This window comes from Tepidimonas ignava (genome assembly GCF_004342625.1).
GTDB lineage: Bacteria > Pseudomonadota > Gammaproteobacteria > Burkholderiales > Burkholderiaceae_C > Tepidimonas > Tepidimonas ignava.
Genome location: NZ_SMAH01000003.1, coordinates 212,152 through 231,772, shown reverse-complemented (window position 1 = coordinate 231,772; position 19,621 = coordinate 212,152). Strand labels below are relative to the sequence as shown.

General features: G+C 66.6%; 25 protein-coding genes. 17 read left to right on the top strand and 8 right to left on the bottom strand.

Going from position 1 to position 19,621, the window contains the following annotated elements; genetic code table 11:
- Positions 1 to 163: 163 nt before the first annotated feature.
- On the top strand, positions 164 to 460 hold the full coding sequence (locus EDC36_RS03745; RefSeq protein WP_132961899.1) for a CopK family periplasmic copper-binding protein: 297 nt from the start codon (positions 164 to 166) through the stop codon (positions 458 to 460).
- A 585-nt stretch (positions 461 to 1,045) separates the two neighbouring features.
- Here the strand turns inward: EDC36_RS03745 and EDC36_RS03740 are convergent.
- The 8 genes from EDC36_RS03740 to EDC36_RS03705 all read right to left on the bottom strand — a co-directional run bounded on the left by EDC36_RS03740 (position 1,046) and on the right by EDC36_RS03705 (position 7,333).
- Positions 1,046 to 1,519, bottom strand: a complete 474-nt coding sequence (locus tag EDC36_RS03740; protein ID WP_132961898.1) for a hypothetical protein — start codon at positions 1,517 to 1,519, stop codon at positions 1,046 to 1,048.
- A complete protein-coding gene (locus tag EDC36_RS03735) occupies positions 1,516 to 1,899 on the bottom strand; it encodes a site-specific recombinase resolvase (RefSeq protein WP_132961897.1) in 384 nt (127 codons plus the stop codon). The genes EDC36_RS03740 and EDC36_RS03735 overlap by 4 nt, the downstream gene beginning before the upstream one ends.
- A complete protein-coding gene (locus EDC36_RS03730) occupies positions 1,896 to 3,275 on the bottom strand; it encodes a recombinase family protein (RefSeq protein WP_132961896.1) in 1,380 nt (459 codons plus the stop codon). Before EDC36_RS03730 ends, EDC36_RS03735 begins: the two co-directional genes overlap by 4 nt.
- The gene (locus EDC36_RS03725; protein ID WP_132961895.1) at positions 3,275 to 3,718 is read right to left on the bottom strand and encodes a DUF2924 domain-containing protein; all 444 of its coding nucleotides are present in this window, start codon (positions 3,716 to 3,718) and stop codon (positions 3,275 to 3,277) included. Before EDC36_RS03725 ends, EDC36_RS03730 begins: the two co-directional genes overlap by 1 nt.
- Positions 3,718 to 3,909, bottom strand: a complete 192-nt coding sequence (locus tag EDC36_RS03720) for a hypothetical protein (RefSeq protein WP_024890398.1) — start codon at positions 3,907 to 3,909, stop codon at positions 3,718 to 3,720. The genes EDC36_RS03725 and EDC36_RS03720 overlap by 1 nt, the downstream gene beginning before the upstream one ends.
- Positions 3,910 to 4,013: 104 nt before the next feature.
- The gene (locus tag EDC36_RS03715) at positions 4,014 to 6,269 is read right to left on the bottom strand and encodes a hypothetical protein (protein WP_132961894.1); all 2,256 of its coding nucleotides are present in this window, start codon (positions 6,267 to 6,269) and stop codon (positions 4,014 to 4,016) included.
- A 25-nt stretch (positions 6,270 to 6,294) separates the two neighbouring features.
- On the bottom strand, positions 6,295 to 6,867 hold the full coding sequence (locus EDC36_RS03710) for a PIN domain-containing protein (protein ID WP_132961893.1): 573 nt from the start codon (positions 6,865 to 6,867) through the stop codon (positions 6,295 to 6,297).
- 4 nt (positions 6,868 to 6,871) lie between these two features.
- Positions 6,872 to 7,333 carry a helix-turn-helix domain-containing protein gene (locus tag EDC36_RS03705; RefSeq protein ID WP_132765319.1) on the bottom strand — a complete coding sequence of 154 codons (462 nt, stop codon included), beginning with the start codon at positions 7,331 to 7,333 and terminating at the stop codon, positions 6,872 to 6,874.
- A 228-nt stretch (positions 7,334 to 7,561) separates the two neighbouring features.
- On the opposite strand from EDC36_RS03705, the gene EDC36_RS03700 reads away from it, so the two are divergent.
- The 16 genes from EDC36_RS03700 to EDC36_RS03625 all read left to right on the top strand — a co-directional run bounded on the left by EDC36_RS03700 (position 7,562) and on the right by EDC36_RS03625 (position 19,549).
- Positions 7,562 to 7,825, top strand: coding sequence for a MerR family transcriptional regulator (locus EDC36_RS03700; RefSeq protein ID WP_132961892.1), 264 nt, complete (start codon positions 7,562 to 7,564; stop codon positions 7,823 to 7,825).
- 10 nt (positions 7,826 to 7,835) lie between these two features.
- Positions 7,836 to 8,318, top strand: coding sequence for a hypothetical protein (locus tag EDC36_RS03695; protein ID WP_132961891.1), 483 nt, complete (start codon positions 7,836 to 7,838; stop codon positions 8,316 to 8,318).
- Complete coding sequence (locus EDC36_RS03690) at positions 8,318 to 9,139, top strand: ATP-binding protein (protein WP_185971201.1); 822 nt, start codon at positions 8,318 to 8,320, stop codon at positions 9,137 to 9,139. The genes EDC36_RS03695 and EDC36_RS03690 overlap by 1 nt, the downstream gene beginning before the upstream one ends.
- A 1-nt stretch (position 9,140) precedes the next feature.
- A complete protein-coding gene (locus EDC36_RS03685) occupies positions 9,141 to 9,767 on the top strand; it encodes a hypothetical protein (protein ID WP_132961889.1) in 627 nt (208 codons plus the stop codon).
- Positions 9,768 to 9,778: 11 nt separating this feature from the next.
- Complete coding sequence (locus EDC36_RS03680; protein ID WP_132961888.1) at positions 9,779 to 10,294, top strand: DUF6511 domain-containing protein; 516 nt, start codon at positions 9,779 to 9,781, stop codon at positions 10,292 to 10,294.
- Entirely contained in the window at positions 10,291 to 11,037 is a 747-nt protein-coding gene (locus EDC36_RS03675; RefSeq protein WP_132961887.1) for a hypothetical protein, read from the top strand. Before EDC36_RS03680 ends, EDC36_RS03675 begins: the two co-directional genes overlap by 4 nt.
- Positions 11,034 to 11,282: a hypothetical protein gene (locus tag EDC36_RS03670; protein ID WP_132961886.1), complete on the top strand. Its 249-nt coding sequence runs from the start codon at positions 11,034 to 11,036 to the stop codon at positions 11,280 to 11,282. The genes EDC36_RS03675 and EDC36_RS03670 overlap by 4 nt, the downstream gene beginning before the upstream one ends.
- A complete protein-coding gene (locus tag EDC36_RS03665; protein ID WP_132961885.1) occupies positions 11,279 to 13,579 on the top strand; it encodes a phage/plasmid primase, P4 family in 2,301 nt (766 codons plus the stop codon). The genes EDC36_RS03670 and EDC36_RS03665 overlap by 4 nt, the downstream gene beginning before the upstream one ends.
- Positions 13,580 to 13,719: 140 nt before the next feature.
- Positions 13,720 to 14,187 carry a crossover junction endodeoxyribonuclease RuvC gene (locus EDC36_RS03660; RefSeq protein ID WP_004869876.1) on the top strand — a complete coding sequence of 156 codons (468 nt, stop codon included), beginning with the start codon at positions 13,720 to 13,722 and terminating at the stop codon, positions 14,185 to 14,187.
- Positions 14,184 to 14,441: a hypothetical protein gene (locus EDC36_RS03655; RefSeq protein ID WP_004869878.1), complete on the top strand. Its 258-nt coding sequence runs from the start codon at positions 14,184 to 14,186 to the stop codon at positions 14,439 to 14,441. The genes EDC36_RS03660 and EDC36_RS03655 overlap by 4 nt, the downstream gene beginning before the upstream one ends.
- On the top strand, positions 14,438 to 14,965 hold the full coding sequence (locus EDC36_RS03650) for a hypothetical protein (RefSeq protein ID WP_004869881.1): 528 nt from the start codon (positions 14,438 to 14,440) through the stop codon (positions 14,963 to 14,965). The genes EDC36_RS03655 and EDC36_RS03650 overlap by 4 nt, the downstream gene beginning before the upstream one ends.
- 128 nt (positions 14,966 to 15,093) lie before the next feature.
- Positions 15,094 to 15,297: a hypothetical protein gene (locus EDC36_RS03645; protein WP_038471360.1), complete on the top strand. Its 204-nt coding sequence runs from the start codon at positions 15,094 to 15,096 to the stop codon at positions 15,295 to 15,297.
- Positions 15,284 to 15,853, top strand: a complete 570-nt coding sequence (locus EDC36_RS03640) for a hypothetical protein (protein WP_132961884.1) — start codon at positions 15,284 to 15,286, stop codon at positions 15,851 to 15,853. The genes EDC36_RS03645 and EDC36_RS03640 overlap by 14 nt, the downstream gene beginning before the upstream one ends.
- A gap of 293 nt (positions 15,854 to 16,146) precedes the next feature.
- Complete coding sequence (locus EDC36_RS03635; RefSeq protein ID WP_132961883.1) at positions 16,147 to 16,680, top strand: hypothetical protein; 534 nt, start codon at positions 16,147 to 16,149, stop codon at positions 16,678 to 16,680.
- The gene (locus EDC36_RS03630; protein WP_132961882.1) at positions 16,677 to 18,209 is read left to right on the top strand and encodes a site-specific DNA-methyltransferase; all 1,533 of its coding nucleotides are present in this window, start codon (positions 16,677 to 16,679) and stop codon (positions 18,207 to 18,209) included. Before EDC36_RS03635 ends, EDC36_RS03630 begins: the two co-directional genes overlap by 4 nt.
- Positions 18,206 to 19,549 carry a site-specific DNA-methyltransferase gene (locus EDC36_RS03625; RefSeq protein WP_243646459.1) on the top strand — a complete coding sequence of 448 codons (1,344 nt, stop codon included), beginning with the start codon at positions 18,206 to 18,208 and terminating at the stop codon, positions 19,547 to 19,549. The genes EDC36_RS03630 and EDC36_RS03625 overlap by 4 nt, the downstream gene beginning before the upstream one ends.
- Positions 19,550 to 19,621 lie beyond the last annotated feature (72 nt).

Below are 19,621 nucleotides of genomic sequence, written 5' to 3'. Positions count from 1 at the left end.
GTGGCTCGCCCAGCGGCGGCCAACCGAGTCCAGTGGCGCCAACCCTGCCCAGCTGCGGCTAAGGGCGGCGTGAAAATGAATTTTTCAGGGACGACTACATACTGTGCAGTCGCACAAGGCATTGACAGAAATGCCTTCACGTTTGATTGAAAGGAGTGTAGAGATGAAAGCCAGGATTACCGCTGTTGTCGCCGCCACCGTGCTGAGCGCCATCGTAACCCCATCGTTCGCTGGTGACGCGGCAGCGGCCAGCGCCAAGAAAATGTTCCTCCTCAAGGACGGTGGAACCCTGTATGTATTCGAGGACGGCAAGACGGCGCTGGAAGACAAGTTCGGACGGGCTATCCACCTGAAAGAGGGGCAATCGCTCGAAACGGTCGATGGCCAGAAGATTACAGCCAACGGCAACGAGGTCGCTCGACTCGATTTTCTTCTCCGTAAGGGTCATTCCAACCATTGACTACTCGATTCAATTCGTGAACTGCACGCCAGCGGATGTCGGGCCAACTCGTTGACCAACACGCGCTGGCGGGCCATCGGTCATAGCTGGGGCTAACCACTCGATGGTAGGCTGCGACGCTACCGGTCAATCGGCGCCGCACAAGGTGAGAGTCCGCCCTGCACTGACTGACCGGCGTTCATTGCCGGGGCCATTGCGTCCACAACAACCCGCAGGATTGCCCGGGATTGCTCAATCGTTGAGAGAGTGGGTTGGATTCCGGTCGCGTCTGCACCACCAATACCCCAAGGCCAACCGATCTCGGTTGGCCTTTTTTCTTGCGCGTTCCCCGCGTGTTGGCGCGTGTTCACGGCGTGATCTTGCGGACGCAGCCTTTGAGCTCGGACCGCCTTCGCCCCTCACGGCCTCTCTGTTCTCTGTTTTTCGCTCAGTGTCCGTGGAGGACTCCGGGGACCTGTACGTGCTCCATCAAGGACTTAGCGGCGCCGGTTGCAGTCGGCAACTGCCCGGCGGCGGCGACCGAGTGAGATCGTCAGGCCGCAAAAAGGCCGCCCGAAGGCGGCGGCGATGTGATGACAGGGCCCGTCAGGGCATCGAGGCCAGCACCCGGATCTGCTCGGCCCAGCCATAGGGCCACGGGCGCCCCAGCAGTCGCTCGACGGGGAGTTCGGGGGTGGCGGCGAGGCGCTCCACCAACTCGGGGGCCAGCAGGGTCAGCCGCATAAGGCGATGGACCTGCGAGACGTCCATCCCCTCGGCTTTGGCGATCTCGGCCGCCGAGGCAACCCTCCCCTCGGTGAGCAGCCGCTGCCAGTGGTGCGCCAGCCCGAGCGCGCGTATCAACGCCGTGTCCTTGGCCTCGGTGCGCGCCGGGCCGGCCCACGTCGAGTGAACCTCCACACCTTTCGGTGCGCCGGGCGGCGCGATCACCGCGCGCCGGATGCCGCGCTGCACCAGCCGCCAGGGCACGAAGGTTTCCAGTTTCACGCCGCCCGCCGGCGTCGGCAGTTTCTGGGTGACCGGCGCTCCCTCGATGCGTCCCCGGTGCTTCGTGCTCACGCTTTCTCCTCGAAGCGCCGCACGATCTCGCGCTGGGCCGCCCAGTCCACCGGCAGCGGGTGGCGCTGGAACCAGATCAGGCTCATCCGGCGTGGCTGCCGCCCGGCCATCAGCATCTCGACGATGTCGGGCGCGAGCAGCGTCAGGCGCAGCAGCTCGTTGACCACCGAGTGGTGCAGCCCTTCGGCACGCGCGATGGCCGAGCCGCTGGGCATCGCGCCGCTGTCCAGCAGCCGTTGCCAGTAGAAGGCCCGCGCCATCCCTTCGATGAGCGTGCTGTCGTGCGCTGCGCGGTCGTCGACCACATGCTGCACGAGCCGCCGACCCCCCCGGCGGCGTAGGTTCAGCGGTACGAAGGTTTCCAGTTGTCCGTCCGTCATGATTCGATCTCCAGCAACTCCGCGCCGATGCTTCTGGGGGCAAATTCGCCAAGCAAGGCGTCCCAGCCCAGTTCGCGCCACTTCACCCGGATACCCTGCATTTCGTCGGTATGGACGAGATCGATGCGCTCGATCATCAGGTTGACAATACGGTGTTGCTCGACCGGAAAGAGCCGATCCCACACGTCGTTGAGGCGCCCCATCGCCATCACGACCGTGGCCTCGTCGATCGGTGCGCCCTGGCGTTGGACGTGACGCACGACCGCTGCAATGGATTCGGGGCTGGTCAGCACGGTGCGGATCTGGGCGACCACCGCCGCCTCGATCTCGCTGGCGGGCAGGCGCTCGTAACTCTTGCCCGGCGCGCCGAAGCGACTCTCGGACTTGGAGACGTAGTAGTGATACTTGCGTCCGTTTTTGCGCGAGTAGGTCGGGTACATGCGTTCGCCCGAAGGGGCATAGAGCAGTCCCCGTAGCAAGGCGTCGGTGCGTGACCGGATCTTGGTCTCCACAGAGCGCGCGTGGCTGTCGCGGGCCAGCACCGCGTGAACCTTGTCCCACAGCTCGCGTTCGATGATCGGCTCGTGCACGCCGGGGTACCACTGGCCCCGGCTCGACAGCTCCCCGAGGTAGATGCGATTGCGCAGCACATGGTGGAGGTACTTCTTGTCGATGCGCGTGCCGGTCCGCACCCGCCCGTCCTGCGTCGTCCACGCCTTGGTCGTGATGCCCTCGGCGGTCAGGCGCGCCGCGATCTGGGTCGGCGAGCCGATGGTCAGCATCTCCTCGAAGATGCGGCGCACCACGGCCGCCTCGGCGGGGTTGACCACGAGTTGGCGGTCGTGCACGTCGTAGCCCAGGGGCGGCAGACCGCCCATCCACAGCCCCTTCTTCTTGGCGGCGGCGATCTTGTCGCGGATGCGCTCGCTGGTGACCTCGCGCTCGAACTGGGCGAACGACAACAGCACGTTCAGCATCAGCCGCCCCATCGGGGTCGTGGTATTGAACTGCTGGGTGACCGAGACGAAGGACACGCCGTGGCGCTCGAACACCTCGACCATCTTGGAGAAGTCCGCGAGGTTTCTTGTGAGCCGGTCAATCTTGTAGACGACCACGATGTCGATCAGCCCGCTCTGAATATCGGCCATCAGGCGTTTCAAGGCGGGTCGCTCGGTGTTGCCGCCGGAGTAGCCCGGGTCGTCGTAGTCGTCGGCCACCGCAATCCAGCCCTCGGCGCGCTGGCTGGCGATGAAGGCATGGCCAGCCTCCTTCTGCGCGTCGATGGAGTTGAACTCCTGGTCGAGCCGCTCGTCCGAGGACACCCGGCAGTAGACCGCGCAGCGTTTGCGCGCCTTGGTGGAGGCGATTTCCGTCATCAGGCGCCTCCTTTCAGGCCGAAGAACAGCGGACCGCTCCAATGCTGGCCGGTGATGTGCCGAGCCACCGCCGTCAAGCTCTTGAAGGTGTGGCCCTCGTACTCGAAATGGCCCTCGGCATTGACCGTCACCCGATGCTCGCGCTCGCCCCATTCGCGCAGCAGCACGGTGCCCGGTGCGAAGTCGAACTTGCGCGGGCGCGCGCGCAGTTTGATCTTGGAGTGCTTCGCGCCGATGGCCTCAAGGCGCTGGCGCGTTTCGGGTGCGAGTCCGCCGAAGGCTTCTTCCTGCAGCTTGTAGGCGATACGGGATTCGACATGGGTGCGGTTCGGAAACTCCGGGCGCCGCTCGAAGTACCGATCCCAGAGCACCCAGAGTTCGGCCATCGGCAGGTGACTCAGCTCGGCGATCCGCGCCGCGACGGAAGCTTGTTTCTCGTTCATCACAACTTCTCCTGTTGAGAGGGGGTTGTATGAACGCGCTGGTCGGGCAAGAAGCCAAGGCGAACCGCGCTCTGTTCCAGCCCGGAAGACCCGAGGGTACGGACGATGGCGGCCGCAAGGATGGTGGTGATTTCGCCAGCACGGGCGCTGGCGCTCATCTCTGCCGGAGATGCAAGTTCGAGGTTTCTCATGACGGCTCCAGGGAATCGAAACCGCCAGGGATGATGTGCGCAGATTTCCGAAGCGGATCGCAACGCCGATCAATCGGCGCGGCGCGCTGACGCCTCAACGGCGGTCAGACGTCTTCGGTGACTGCTTCGATCGCAGCGCTGCGCGTGTCGCTGTCATCGACGATCACTCGATCGAGTGGGGTCAGCTTCAGCTGCCACGCCCGCGTGCCTGGGACCCTTTCGAGATAGTCGCGCCAGGGCGAGTGCTTGCCGGTGAAGAGGTTGGCCGGAGACGTGCAGCCCGTGCCGGCCATCAGCGCCTTCGTGTTGACGTGGGGCGTTCCTGCGGCCCAGGCCTCCACCAGCCGCTGCAAGACGGCGATCCTTGCTTTGCCCGTGACCCGCCACGGCGCCTTGCCCGGAAGGTACAGCGTCGCCGCGTGACCATCGGGGGCGACCTTGAGCGTCACCGTCGACCCGCCCATGGCCGCCAGTTGCCCGTGGCGATAGGCCACCTTCAGCCGGTCCAGGTCGATGGCGCTGCCGTTGCCCGCATCGGCGAGCACATCCTCGATGGGAATGACGACATTGGTGCCGGCGAATGGCAGCGGCGTCGAGGTCGTCGTCAACACCACGCCCGCCACCGGGCGCGGACGAAGCCTCAGCGCAGCGTCGACTTTCGCGTACGCGCGCTCGTGGGACATCCTGGAGGCGAAGTACAGCGCCACGGCATGGCCGTCGATGTCGATCTCGCCAAGGAACACCGGCTCGTCGTCGAAGTGCCGACTGCGGGGTCCTTTCAAGGCCGATCCCAGCGCCGTGATCAATTCCTCGCGCAACCAGTCCAGCTGCACCTTCCAGCGCCGGGCGAGACGGGCCGGCATGACCACGTCGCTGCCCGTCAGAGGATCGCGGTAGCGCACGGTGTCGGCATCGGCGCAGCGTTCGAGCACCACCTTCATCGGCTCGCCTTCGTCGACGGGGACCGACAGCTCGGCGATGCGCTCGCCTTCGATGAGGATGCCTTCGTCCTGCAGCCGCTCGATGTCGATGCCGAGCTTATGCAGTGCGAAGCCGTCCATCGGGCTGCTGGCGCTCTCCAGAAGCCGAGCCACCTGCGCGATCAGGCTCGGATCGTCCCGCCCGCAGCCCGGGTGCAGCGGTTTGCGCACCCCCAGGGCCTCGAGCAGTTGCATCCCGGCGCGGCGCAGGCGTTGGTCTTTCTCGCCAGCCAGGCTGCAGCGACCGGGCTCGGCCAGCACGATGGCCAGCGGGGTGGTCGCCGTCTCCCCCTCGAACACCAGTTCGGCCACCAGGGTCACGCCGAGCAAGGCGCTGGGCTGCGCGAAGGGATGGTTGCCCCAGCGCTCGTCGATCACCTCGTGCAGTTCTGCGCCGCTGTCGATGTGCAGCGTGACGGCGTCCGTGGCATGCCCAAGCAAAGCCTTGGCTTCGGTCAGATACAGCCGCTCGATGCGGCCCCCGTCGATGCGCGGCTTGGTGTCCTTCAGTGGCCGCGCAAAGCGCGACAGGTCGTAGCGCGAGCGGTCCAGCGGACGGTTCGACAAGGGAGCCTTGAAGCCGTGCCGGGACAGCACGTTGGCCAGCGGCGCACGGATGCCCAGTGTCGGAGCAAAGACTTCGACGAGCCCGCGATGGGGCGCGTAGATCAGGGTGGCGTCGCGCGCCGGGAAGTAGAAGAAGCTCTTGCGCTGGCGGTTGCGCATCTCCACCGCGGCCACCTGATCGCCGGCGAAACGCACCACGAGGTAGTGTGTCGCCTGGGTCTGGCCTTGCCGGTTCGGCTCCTCCATGGCCACGTGGATGACCTCGCAGGGCTCGGCCAGCCGCATCGCCTCGGTGAGTTGCGCTTCCAGCCGGTCCTTGACCTCATCGTTCCACAGGAAGGGCGGCGCCTCGCCAGGCACGTCGAACGCGTCGTGCAGGCGTTTGAGCCCCTTCAGGTCCTGGGTGTTGACGATGGACTCGGCAGTGTCGAAGAGCTTGATCGAGGCCTCGCTGTGCGTGCGCATCCACACCGCGCGACCGACCTCGCCGCCTTCTTGCGCACGAAACCGTGCGAGCAGGTCCTCGTCGTAGAGCTGCTCGGCGACGGTGGCGAGGATGGCGGCCCCGCGCACGGTGCTCAGGCGCAGCACCCGCAAAGCTTCGCGCTCGGCCGGATCGCGCTGCTCCTTGCGCAGGTGCTTGATGTGCTCGATGAGGGCAGCGCTCAGCCCCTCGTCGGGCTGCGTCCAATCAAACCCGCGCTGCAGTCCCAGGCACTCGGGCAGGCCGGCGAACAGCTTGAGGACTGAGGCCGGCACGCGCTCGACCAGCTCCAGCAGACAGTGTGCGTTGGTCAGGGTCTTCTTGCCCATGCTCCCTCCGATACAGCGCGGTGCCTCACATGGCCATGACCCATGGGCGCATCACCGCCACCGATTGCGTCAGCCCCTGCGCCAGCAGGGTGTCCAGGTAGTCGTCCGCCGACTTGGGCGGGTTCTTCAGACTGCGGCGGTGGCGGGCGACTGCTTCGAGCACGCCGGCCGGGTGCAGATCCAGCAGATCGACGATGAAGTCGTCCGGATGCTGCGCCGCGAGGTTGTAGGGCTTGAGCGCCTCAGCGGGGAAGTCCTTGAGGTTGAATGTCACGATGAGGCTGGCGCCGGCGTGGATGGCGGCCGCCACCACATGGCGGTCGCTGGGGTCGGGCAACTCGATCGAGGCAATCAGGTACTCGAAGCCGGTGACTAGGCAGTCGCGGACGTGGGCGTTCATCAGCCGCCGCGTGCGCTCGAGCTGTTCGACCGAGAGATCGGGACGGCTGGCCAGCACGTGGCGCATCCACTCGTCGTGAATCATGTCGCTCCAGCGCGCCCGGTACAGGTCCGACAGCGCCAGATGCATCAGCAGGTCGCGCAGGGGCGCGGGATAGAGCACGCAGGCGTCGTAGACGACGGTGAAGTGCGAGCTCATCCGCTCAGTACCCCATGCCGAGTTCCTGGGCCTGCGCGGCCAGTTCGTCGAGGGCCTTGCGGCGCTCGGCATCGATCCGGTGCTTGTAGGCGATCACGTCCTGGTAGCGCACGCGACGATGCGTGCCGATCTTGTGGAACGGGATCTCGCCTTTTTCCAGCAACTGCACGAGGAAGGGCCGCGAGACGTTGAGCAGGTCGGCCGCTTCCTGCGTGGTCAGTTCGGCGTGGATGGGGATGACGGTGACGGCATTGCCCTGGCCGATCTCGGTCAGCACGTCCAGCAGCAACCGCAGCGCCGTGGTCGGCAGCGTCACCGAGCGCACCGCGCCCTTGTCGTCGTGGAAATCGATCTGCTGGGTCTCGGCGCGCGTTTGCAGCACCGTCGAGAGCACGCGCCCGGACTCCCGGGCGAGCGCGACGTCCTCGGCCGAGGGCAGCGCCTTGGGGATGGTGGGGGTCGTCATGGGGCTCTCCAGACAGGGGGTGATTCTCAGCAAGGGGCAGTATAACCGAAACGAACGAAATCGCAATAAACGAAATGCCTGGTGGATATTGAGGTGCATCAATGACTTAGGCGAGCGGCGGCCGCACCGGAGGAGGCGCCCTATCGGTGCCATCGCCTAAAAGACTCGCGCCCAAGCCCAAAGCCCCGGCCCATGGAATAAAGGCTCCCAAACACAAGGAGCCTTGCCATGCCAATCCTCGCTGCACCTGTTCAATCCGGCCGGGATGCCCGCCCCGCATCGGCACCGGATGCGCCACCCATCGCTCTGAACGAGTTCGAACTCGCCGCCCGCTGGCGGTTGTCCGTCCACACCCTGCGCCGTTGGCGGCAGGAGCAACTCGGCCCCGTCTTCTGCAAGCTCGGCTCGCGCGTCACCTACCTGATCAGCGACGTCGAGGCCTTCGAGCGGCGCGTCTCGCGCTACTCGACGTCCGCTCGGGCGTACCAGTGAGGGGGCGGCCATGAGCGACCTCACTCTCTACCCCGCCGACCTCGCCGCGATGTCCGTCGGCCAGCTGGCCGCACTGCCGCCCGCCCAGAAGGCGGAGATCAGCCGCAACCTGGACGAAGCGCTCGCCTGGCTCAAGCAGGCCCGCGCCAAGTTCGACGCTGCGCTGGAGGCCGCCTACGGCGAGCAGGCCCGTGCTGCCCGCCTCGAGGCGGGCAAGGACTTCGGCGTCGTGCATCTGAACGACGGACCGCTGCGCGTGACGGTCGATGTCCCGAAGCGCGTGTCCTGGGACCAGGTGCAACTGGCGGCGATTGCCCGGCGCATCGCCGCCGCCGGCGAGAAGGTCGAGGACTACCTGGACGTCGAGTTCAGCGTGTCCGAGTCGCGCTTCAACAACTGGCCCGCCGCGCTGCGCTCGCAGTTCGAAGCCGCGCGCACGGTCAAGCCTGGCAAGCCCACGTTCAGGCTGGCTCTCGATGAGGAGGTGGCGTGATGGCCCTTCCCATCATCACCGCCGATCAGCGGCTGCGCGAGAAGCAGGGCGTCAAGCTCGTGCTGCTGGGCAAAAGCGGCATCGGCAAGACCAGCCAGTTAAAGACCCTGCCCGAAGCCTCGACCCTGTTCGTCGACCTCGAGGCCGGGGATCTGGCCGTCAAGGACTGGCGCGGCGACTGCGTGCGCCCGAGCACCTGGGCGGAGTTCCGCGATCTCGTGGTGTTCCTCGCCGGCCCGAACCCGGCGCTGCCCCTGGACGCACCGTTCTCCGAGGCGCATTACCGGCATGTGTGCGAGCGCTACGGCGATCCCGTTCAACTCGCCAAGTACGACACCTACTTCGTCGACTCGATCACGGTACTCGCGCGCCTGGCGCTCGTCTGGGCCAAGACCCAGCCGCAGGCCTACAGCGAACGCACCGGCAAGCCCGACACCCGCGGCGCCTACGGCCTGCTGGGCAGCGAACTCATCGGGGCGCTGACCCACCTGCAGCACGCGCGCGGCAAGCACGTCGTGTTCGTGGCCATCCTTGACGAGCGCTTGGACGACTTCAACCGCAAGGTCTTCGTGCCGCAGATCGAGGGCGCCAAGACCGCCGCCGAGCTGCCCGGCATCGTCGACGAGGTGGTCACCTTGGCCGAGATCAAGGCCGAGGACGGCAGCGCGTATCGCGCCTTCGTCTGCCACACCGTCAATCCCTGGGGCTACCCCGCCAAAGACAGAAGCGGGCGACTCGATCTTGTCGAGCCGCCCAATCTCGCCGCGCTGATCGCCAAGTGCGCCAGCGCAACGTCAACCCTAGCAACGAGAGGAGCATAACATGTCCTGGACCGACTTCAACGACGCCCAAGCGCAGCAGCAAGGCTTTGACCTCATTCCGCATGGCACGCTGGCCCGCGTGCGTCTGACGATCAAGCCCGGCGGCTACGACGACCCCAGCCAAGGCTGGACAGGCGGCTGGGCGACCCAGAGCTATGAGACCGGCTCGGTCTATCTCGCGTGTGAAGGCGTGGTGCTGGAGGGCCCCTACGCCCGCCGCAAGGTGTGGTGGAACATCGGGCTGCATTCGCCCAAGGGGCCGACCTGGGGTCAGATGGGCCGCAGCTTCGTGCGCGCCGTGCTCAATTCCGCCCGCAACGTCCATCCCCAGGACATGAGCCCGCAGGCCGCCGCCGCGCGGCGCATCCAGGGTTTCCACGAACTCGACGGCATCGAGTTCCTCGCCCGCATCGACATCGAGAAGGACGGCCGCGGCGCGGACAAGAACACCATCAAGACCGTCATCGAGCCCGATCACAAGGACTACGCCGCCTTGATGGGGCTGCCGCCCAAGAGCCCCGGCGGCGGCGCCAGCGGTGCACCAGCAGCGGCCATCCCGCCGCAGGCGATGCCGCCAGCCGCCCCGCAACGCCCCGCCGTGCCGGGCAAACCGGCCTGGGCGCAGTGAGAGGAGGGCCGGTGAAGTGCTGGGTCTGCAAACGACAGGCGCGCGGCTACGGCCACTCGGACCTTCGGCATCCGGTGGGCGACGCCCGGCGCTATCCGATCGACTGGGTGTTCTGCTCGCGGCGTTGCCAGCAGGCGTTTCACGCGCTCTACGGTCAGTGGCTGCGGGTGCAGGAAGGACGCACGCCCAAGACGGAGGTGGCCATGATCGATCCGTCTGACGTCGAACTCGCCGCGATGCGGAAGTGCCTCAAGGCCTTCGGCGCGGCGGCAGAAAGCATCGGCTTCGACAAGCCGCTGGGCGAGTATTCCGAGGCCGAGGCGCTGCAGGTGATCGACGCCATCGTCACCTGCTACACGGACGCGATGGTCGAGCACCACGAGGCGACCAAGTATCCGCCGGTGCGGGGCTTGAAAGATCCGGTGTCCGACCCCTTCGCCGACCTCGAGGACGATCTGCCGTGGGAGGAGCCGAAGGCTCAAGCGCAGACGGCACGCACGGCAGCACCCAAGGAGGCGCGGCGATGATGGACTTCAACGCCTCCAAGAGCCTGTCGGGTCAGCTCACGGCGCTGATCGATGCCGGGATGCAGCAGTCTCGCGCGGCGCAGCCTCGCCGCACGTACCTGGGCGCCTCGCGCCTCGGGGTCGCCTGCGAGCGCGCGCTGCAGTACGAGTTTGCCGACGCTCCGGTCGATCCGGGTCGTGAGGCTGACGGTCGGATGCTGCGTATCTTCGAGCGCGGGCACGTCATCGAAGAATGCATGGTCGGATGGCTGCGCGCGGCGGGCTTCGATCTGCGCACGCGCGACGACGCGGGCGAGCAATTCGGCTTCTCGGCGCTGGACGGGCGCCTGCAGGGCCACGTCGATGGCGTCATCGTCGCCGGGCCCGACCTGGGGTTCGGTTGCGGCTACCCGGCGCTGTGGGAGAACAAGTGCTTGGGAGCGAAGTCGTGGCGCGAGTTGGAGAAGCACCGGCTCGCGTCTGCCCGCCCCGTCTACGCCGCCCAGGTCGCGCTCTACCAGGCCTATCTCGAACTGCACGCGCATCCGGCCCTGTTCACCGCAGTCAACGCCGACACCATGGAGATCCACGCCGAGTGGGTGCCGTTCGACGCCCATCTGGCGCAGCGCATGTCCGACCGGGCGGTCAAGGTCATCATGGCGACCGAAGCCGGCGAACTGCTGCCGCGCGCCTTCGCCGAGCCCACCCATGTCGAGTGCCGGATGTGCCCGTGGCAGGACCGGTGCTGGAGGGGTCAGGCATGAGTACCAAGCTCGATGCCGTCACGGCCGTCGAACCGATGATCGACGCCAAGCAGGCGGCCGCCTCGCTTCGGCTTCCGTACTACTGGTTCGCCGACCCGGCGATGCGCAACAAGTACCGCATTCCGCACTATCTCCTGGGTGGGCTGGTGCGCTACCGGCTGTCGGAACTGCAGGCTTGGGCCTCGCACCACGCGTCAGCCGTCGCCCGCCGCGCGTCGGATGGCAACGAGGAGGGCGACGCATGATCGATTTCAACGATCGCCCGGCCCCGTTCGCCGAAGCGGACCCCACCGCGCGCCGCAAGGAGATTCGCGCCGCCCTACTGGCGCGGCTGGAGTCAGTGCTGATGACGCTGCTGCCCGCCGGCAAGAAGCGCGGGCAGACGTACCGGGTCGGCGATGTGCTGGGCAGCCCGGGCGATAGTCTGGAAGTTTCGCTCAAGGACGACACGGCAGGTCTGTGGCGCGACCACGCCACGGGCGAGGGCGGCGACATCTTCGACCTGATTGCCGCCCACCACGGGCTCGATGCCCAGACCGACTTTGCCCGCGTGCTTGAGGTCGCCGGGCAACTGGCCGGCAGGGCTGCTCGCCTGCCATCCAAGCGCAAGAAGGCGGAGCCGCCAACCGATGAGCTAGGGCCGGCCACCGCCAAGTGGGACTACCTGGACGCCGACGGCCGCCTGATTGCCGTCGTCTACCGCTACGACCCGCCTGGCCGCAGAAAGGAATTCCGGCCGTGGGACGTCAAGCGGCGCAGAATGGCCCCGCCCGATCCGCGGCCGCTGTACAACCAGCCGGGGATCAAGGCGGCCGATCAGGTCATCCTGGTCGAGGGCGAAAAGTGCTCGCAGGCGCTCATCGACGCAGGCTTCTGCGCCACCACCGCCATGCACGGGGCCAACGCCCCGGTGGACAAGACCGACTGGTCGCCGCTTGCGGGCAAGTCGGTGCTGATCTGGCCGGATCGGGACAAACCGGGATTCGGCTATGCCGAGGCTGCCTCGCAAGCCGTGCTCATGGCCGGCGCCGCCTCCTGCGCCATCTTGCTGCCACCCGACGATAAACCCGAGGGGTGGGATGCGGCCGATGCCGTGGCCGAGGGCTTCGATGTGGCGGGTTTTGTGGTCACTGGCCCGCGCATGACGATACAGCCAGAACAAGAGGATGCGCCCGAGCACACAACGGATGCCGCGCACGGTGGGGCTTCGGTGTTGGGCTCGGAGGATGCGTTGGCGCTGAGTTTTACCCGCCGCTACCAGCGCGATTGGCGCTACGTGGCGGCCTGGGGCAAATGGCTGATGTGGGATGGGCAGCGTTGGCGGGCCGAGGAGACGCTGGCCGCGACCGACCTGATTCGCCACGTCTGTCGCCACGCGGCGGTCCGCGCTGACAACGCTCGGCTCGCGACCAAGCTCGCCGCCAGCAGCACCGTCGGCGGAGTAGAGCGTCTGGCCCGCACCGACCGCCGTCACGCGGCGACCCCCGACGAGTGGGATGCCGATCCGTGGCTGCTCAACACGCAGGGCGGGGTCGTCGACCTGCGCACCGGCCGGATGCGCCCGCACGACCGTGCCGATCGGATGACCAAGATCGCCCCGGCGACCTTGGTGCCGGGCAGCGCCTGCCCGACCTGGATACGGTTTCTCGAGCAGGTCACTGGGGGCGATGCCGAACTGCAGGCCTACCTGCAGCGCATGGTCGGCTACTGCCTGACCGGCTCGACGGCGGAGCACGCGCTGTTTTTCCTCTATGGCACGGGCGCCAATGGCAAGTCGGTGTTCGTCAACACGCTTGCCACGATCTTAGGCGACTACGCCGCCAATGCACCGATGGACACCTTCATGGAGGCGCGCGGCGACCGTCACCCGACCGACCTGGCGGGGTTGCGCGGCGCACGGCTGGTGACGGCGACCGAGACCGAGCAGGGGCGGCGGTGGAACGAGGCCAAGATCAAGGAGATCACCGGCGGCGACCGCATTACGGCGCGATTCATGCGGCAGGACTTCTTCACCTATGTTCCGCAGTTCAAGCTGGTGATCGCGGGCAACCACAAGCCCGCCATCCGCAATGTTGATGAGGCGATGCGCCGGCGGCTGCACCTGATCCCCTTTACCGTGACCATCCCGCCCGAACGACGCGACAAGACACTGCAGCAGAAGCTGCTGGCCGAGCGCGACGGGATTCTCGCCTGGGCGGTGCAAGGGTGTCTTGCCTGGCAGCGCGAGGGGCTGCGCCCGCCGCAGTCGGTGCTAGATGCGACGGACGAGTACTTCGAGGCGGAAGACGCCCTGGGCCGTTGGCTCGAGGAGCGATGCGTGCGCGACCCGAACGCCAAGTCGCTAGTCGCCGAACTCTTCAGCGATTGGAAGCAGTGGGCAGAGGCGGCCGGGGAGTTCGTGGGATCGCAAAAGCGCTTCTCTGATCTGCTGCTCACCCGAGGATTGGAGAAGTGGCGCAACGGCATGGGACTGCGGGGGTTTCGGGGAGTGGGTCTGAAAGAGACCCCGAAGGACCGCTTCACGCCCTATGTCGATAGATGACTGAACCACAAATCCGGACCTGACGGGTCTGACGGGTCTGACGGATTTACTTATTTACCCGTACACGCGCGCGCGCGTAGGAAGTTAACCGGCAAACCCGTCAGATCCGTCAGACCGCCTAAAACACAGGAATGACGAGCATGACGACAACGATCCTGGCCCTTGACCTGGGCATCACCACCGGCTGGGCGCTGCTGGGGCGTGACGGCCTCATCAGCGGCGGCAGCGAGTCCTTCAGGCCGCAGCGCTTCGAAGGCGGCGGGATGCGCTTCTTGCGCTTCAAGCGCTGGCTTGCCGACATCAAGCGGTGCGCCGATGGCATCGACTGGGTGGTGTTTGAGGAGGTGCGCAAACACGCCGGCGTGGATGCCGCGCACGCCTACGGCGGCTTTCTGGCGACGCTCACGTCCTGGTGCGAACACCACGGCATCCCTTACCAGGGTGTGCCAGTGGGCACGATCAAGCGTCACGCAACCGGTCGTGGCAACGCCAACAAGGCCGAGATGATCGCGGCCGCCAAGGCGCGCGGCATCACGCCGGTCGATGACAACCACGCCGATGCGCTGGCGCTGCTCAACTGGGCAATGGCCCAAGGGGGCGAGGCATGAACACGCACACCCCATCCATCTACTGCGCCCTGGGCAGAGTGGCACCGCAGTCACCAGCCAGCACGGACGAACTGCGCGCAATGCGCGCGGCGGCCTGGCACAAACAAGGCATCGTGGTCGTGCCGCTCGACGAGATCTACGACGAGTGGGAGCGGGCGTTCCTGTCTGGCATCGCCACCCGGCTCTACGGCGCGCGCAGCCCGAAGACACAGCGCGATCGCTCGTGGCGCGAAATCAGGGAGGGCGAGCGATGAAGCCGAAGAAGACCCGAGCCGTCAACAGCCACGCCGAGCGCAAGCCGCGCATCGGCGATGAGCGCCTGCGGCCGGACGGCAGCCTCATTCGCTACGTGCGGGAAGAGGGGGAAGATGGTTACCCCGTCGAGCACTACCGCACCGTGGACACGCTGGCGCTGATGCTCAGACACGGCAGCATCACGCCCGCGATGCACGATGCGGGGCAGCATTTCGCCCAGGACTTCGCGCGTGCCTTTGCCAGCGGCGTGGCCAGCCCTCGGCTCGATGGCTTGCCAGCGGGCACGGCACGTGTGGAGCACATGGTCGAGCGAAATGCTGGCGCGGCGCGCGCCGTGAAGCAAGCGCTCGATGCCGTCGGCGGCATCAGCAGCCCAGCAGGCACCGCGTTGTGGTTCGTGGCAGGGGTTGGGATGTCGATCATCGATCTGGCCCGCCGGATGTCGTGCAACCGACACGAGGCCAAAGGCTACTTGGTGGCGGCGCTGTCGATTGCTGCCAAGTTTTACGGATACGGGCGTTGACAGCGTGGTACCACGAAGGCATACTATTGCGGTAGTTGTGGTAAGTGCGCCCACCGGGGAGACCTGGGTGGGCGCTGTCGTTTCTGGGCCTGGCGTTCGCCTCTCTGCCCAGCGCTGGAGACTCCCCCATGAAACTTCTCATCACCCGCCCGGTGGTCGTCACCGGCGACGGCGGCACGCGCTCGTTTGTCCCGGGCCTGACGGTCGAGGTCGACGCAGCCACCGCCGAACAGATCCTGGCGCAGCAGGCGGGCATCGCTGCCGAGCCTGTTGCAAACACCGAAGCGCCAGCCACTCCTCGCCGCCGGAAGTCCGCCGATGCTGAAACTTGACGTCACCGCCGATGTGGCCAAAGCGACTGAGCACCTCTCGGAACTGGCCCAGCAGCACGTACCCAATGCTGCCTCCAAGGCCCTGACCCGCACGGCGTTCGACGCCCGCGATGCAGTGCGCGACGGTCTGCCCGAGCGCTTCAACCTGCGCCGGCCGTGGATAAGCCAGGGCATAGGCGTGACGCCGGCCAAGCCGCGCACGCTGATGGCCGAGGTCTGGTCGCGCGACCGCTTCATGGCGCTGCAGGAGTCCGGTGGCACCAAGACCGGCAAGCTGGCGATTCCGGTCGGGCCGATGGCACAGACCGCCCAGACCCGCGTCATCCCCAAGAGCCAGTGGCCGGGCCGACTCTTGGCAAAGAAGAACGTGTTCTACCGCGCCGGTGCCGTGTTCGAGCGTCGTGACGAGAAGCGCATCCTGGCCTTGTACCTGCTGCGCCGCCAGCAGAAGGTCGAGCCGCGCTTTGGCATGGCCGACACCGTGCGAAGCGTGGCTCTGCGGGAGTACCAACGGCAGATGGAGCGGGCGCTGCGGGAAGAGCTGACGAAGGGCTGAAGCGTGCGTCGGAACACTGAAAGTCGATAGCCCTAAAAAGCGACAGGAAGCGTTTTGAGCGATTTTGCGATGCGGGCATCTCCGAGCATTGCCAGGGCTGCAATTGCGCCTCTGGCGACGATTAACGGGTCCTCCCGGGCCATCTGAAACGCGGGGGCCGCGCGCAGCGCGACGCTTGCCTAGCGTCAGGGCAAAAAACAGGTTGCCAGTTGCCACCCAGGTTTCCACCCGTATTCATGCCGAGGTGATCCATCCATGACGGTTAACTGACCCGAGCAGCCCGGAGGAATGCGATGGGATTGTCCGTCCGGGCCTATGCCCAACACCGTGGCGTGAGCCACACCGCTGTGGCCAAGGCCATCAAGGCCGGGCGCATCAGCGTCGAGCCCGACGGCACCATTGACCCGGCCAAGGCCGATGCCCAGTGGGCGCGCAACACGCTGCCGTCACAGAGCCTGAACATCGGTGCCAAGAAGCCTGCGGCCAAGGTGGAAACCCCGCCGGTTTCCACCCCGGTTTCCACCCCGCCGTTGGAAACCCGGGCTGCCGCACCTGACTACCAGACCAGCCGCGCCATCCGCGAGGCCTACGCCGCGCGCCTGGCCAAGCTCGAATTCGAAGAACGCACGGGCAAGCTGCTCAACGCCGACGAGGTGAAGGTCAAGTACTTCAACCTCGCGCGGCTGCTGCGTGACCGCATCCAGCAGATTCCCCGCAAGGTCGCCCCGCAGATCGTGGCGGCCGTGGTCGCACAACCCGACCAGCGCGTGGTGGAAGACCTGCTGATGGAGGCGATCCGCGAAGCCCTAGAGGAACTCTCACGATGACCGTCACCCCTGCCATGGCCAGCCGCATCGAGATGTGGCCACTGGATCGGCTCAAACCCTACCAGAGAAATGCCCGTACTCACTCCGATGCCCAGGTGGCACAGATCGCCGCCAGCATCGTCGAGTTTGGCTTTACCGCGCCGATCTTGGTGTCGGAAGACGGCGGCATTCTCGCTGGTCATGGTCGCTTGGCCGCCGCCAGAAAGCTCGATCTGGACGCAGTGCCTGTGGTGGTGCTCGACCACCTGACGCCCACCCAGCGCCGCGCCTACATCCTGGCCGACAACCGCCTGGCGCTGCAGGCCGGGTGGGATGAGGAGTTACTGGCATCCGAGCTGGCCGATCTGTCCGTGGCCGGTTTCGACCTGGCGCTGACCGGCTTTAGCGACGACGAGCTGGCCGAACTGCTGGCCGACGACGACGCAGACGACGGCACGCCCGGGGCAGAGACAAGCGAAGAGCCCACGCCAGACGCCGACGACATCACGGTGCCGCGCATCGTCATCAGCCGCCCGGGCGACATCTGGCGGCTGGGTGAGCATCGCCTCATCTGCGCCGACTCGGCCGACAGCGCCGCCATCGAGCGCTTGATGGCTGGCGAGCGTGCGGCGCTGCTCTTTACCAGCCCGCCCTATGCCAACCAGCGCAACTACACCACGGGCGGCATTGCGGACTGGGATGCGCTCATGCAAGGCGTCTTTGCCGCGGCCATGCCGATCATGCGCGCCGACGGCCAGATGCTGGTCAACCTGGGCCTGGTGCATCGCGATGGTGAATGGCAGCCCTACTGGGACGGCTGGATCGAGTGGATGCGCGCGCAAGGCTGGCGGCGCTTTGGCTGGTACGTGTGGGATCAGGGCGTGACGGTGCCGGGGGATTGGGTAGGACGCCTGGCCCCGCGCCACGAGTTCATCTTCCACTTCAACCGGCAGAGCCGCAAACCCAACAAGATCGTGCCCTGCAAGTGGGCCGGGCACGAGACGCACCTGCGCGCCGACGGATCGTCCACCGCGATGCGCGGCAAGGACGGCACGGTCGGCGCCTGGTGCCACGCCGGGCTGCCCACGCAGGACTACCGCATCCCGGACTCGGTCATCACGGTCACCCGCCAGCGCGGGCCGATCGACAAAGAACGAGAGATCGACCACCCGGCGGTCTTTCCCATCGGCTTGCCCAAGTTCGTGATGGAGGCTTACACCGACGCGGGCGACGTCGTCTTCGAGCCGTTCTCGGGCTCGGGCACCACGATCTTGGCGGGTGAGGCGTGCGGTCGCACGGTGCGCGCATCGGAACTAGCGCCCGAGTACGTCGATGTCGCGGTGATTCGCTGGATGAAGGCCCACCCGGATCAGACCCCAGTGCTGGAGGCCACCGGACAGACCTGGGACGAAATCAAGGCCGAGCGCGAGCCGGAAGGCGTCACGGCGACATATGGCGACTCGAAGAAGCGTATGTCGGACGTCTTCAACGACCGTATGGCCAAGATAGAGAACCCGCCTTATCAACCCTGGGGTCGCAACAGGAAATGAACTGGATCGCTGACAAGCTGGAGCACTGGCCAATCGATCGCCTGTTGCCCTATATCCGAAATGCCCGCACCCACTCCGAGGCCCAGATCGCCCAGATCGCGGCGAGCATCGCCGAGTTCGGCTTCACTGCGCCGATCCTGGCCGGGTCGGACGGCGTGATCGTGGCCGGTCACGGGCGTTTGGCGGCGGCGCGCAAGCTGGGGCTTACCACCGTGCCGGTCGTGGTGCTTGACCACCTCACGCCGACCCAGCGTCGGGCGCTGGTGATCGCCGACAATCGGCTCGCGGAACTCGCGACCTGGGACGATGCCATGTTGCGCGTGGAGCTCGAAGCGCTGCAAGACGAAGGCTTCGATCTCGATCTCACCGGGTTCGACGCCGATGCACTGGCCGAGTTGCTGGCCGATGAGGAACCACAGATCGATGGCCGGACGGAGGACGACGCCGCGCCCGACGTGCCCGAGGAACCCGTCTCACGGCCGGGCGACGTCTGGCGACTCGGGCCGCACCGCCTGGTCTGCGGCGACGCAACCACCGCCGAGGCCTACGCGCGCCTGTTCCTGGACGGCGAACAGGCGGACATGGTGTTCACCGATCCGCCCTACAACGTGAACTACGCCAACAGCGCGAAGGACAAGCTGCGCGGCAAACACCGCCCCATCCTCAACGATGCGCTGGGCGAAGGCTTCTACGATTTCCTCTACGACGCGCTGGCGCTGATCATGGCGCACACCCGAGGCGCGATCTACGTCGCCATGTCGTCGAGCGAGCTCGACACCCTGCAGGCGGCGTTCCGCGCCGCCGGTGGCAAGTGGTCGACCTTCATCATCTGGGCCAAGAACACCTTCACGCTGGGGCGATCGGACTACCAGCGCCAGTACGAACCGATCCTGTACGGCTGGCCCGAGGGTGCCACGCGCCACTGGTGCGGCGACCGCGACCAAGGCGACGTGTGGCACTTCAACAAGCCGCAGAAGAACGACCTGCACCCGACGATGAAGCCGGTCGAACTGGTCGAGCGTGCGATCCGCAACTCCAGCCGCCCGGGCGACGTGGTGCTCGACCCCTTCGGCGGTTCCGGCACCACCCTGATTGCCGCCGAGAAGGCCGGGCGCGTGGCGCGGCTGATCGAGCTCGACCCGAAGTACGTCGATGTGATCGTGCGCCGCTGGCAGGACTACACCGGCGAGCAAGCCACCCGCGCGGCGGATGGCGTGGCGTTCGACGATCTGTCAGGTGTCGGAGAATCGCGGATAGAGGTCGCCGCTGGTGATGTCGGCCAGGTAGGTCATGTTTTCGAACTCGCCGAGTCTATCGGCCAGAATGACGCCTCCGACTGACTGGATCGCCACCCCGTAGATTCGGGTCAGCCGGGTCAGTTCCGCAATGAACTTGTCGTAGTTGGCTTCGAT